Annotated in this window: 1 protein-coding gene; it reads right to left on the bottom strand. The window is 62.5% G+C overall.

The genetic code is table 11. The annotated features are described in order from the left end of the window. Positions 1–275 (bottom strand): cupin domain-containing protein (locus R0J88_RS19985; RefSeq protein ID WP_410900873.1); only part of this gene is annotated, 275 nt, incomplete at both ends.

Below are 275 nucleotides of genomic sequence, written 5' to 3' on the forward strand. Positions count from 1 at the left end.
GCGCTCGGGGCGCGGAAACCGACCGAATAGGTCATGCAATCGTTCACCGCAACGCCATAGTGGGCCAGGCGCGGTGGCAGATAGAGCATGTCGCCGGGCTCCAGGACCCAGCTTTCGGTTTCTTCGAACTCGGCGAGGATGCGCAGGTCCGCGTGTTGCAGCAGCGGGCTTTCGGAGTCGCACATCTGGCCGATCTTCCAGTTGCGCTTACCAAAGCCTTGCAGCAGGAACACGTCGTAGTTGTCGAAGTGCGGGCCGACGTTACCGCCAGGTGC

It is taken from the genome of Pseudoalteromonas sp. SIMBA_162 (genome assembly GCF_046535955.1).
GTDB classification, from domain to species: domain Bacteria; phylum Pseudomonadota; class Gammaproteobacteria; order Enterobacterales; family Alteromonadaceae; genus Pseudoalteromonas; species Pseudoalteromonas marina.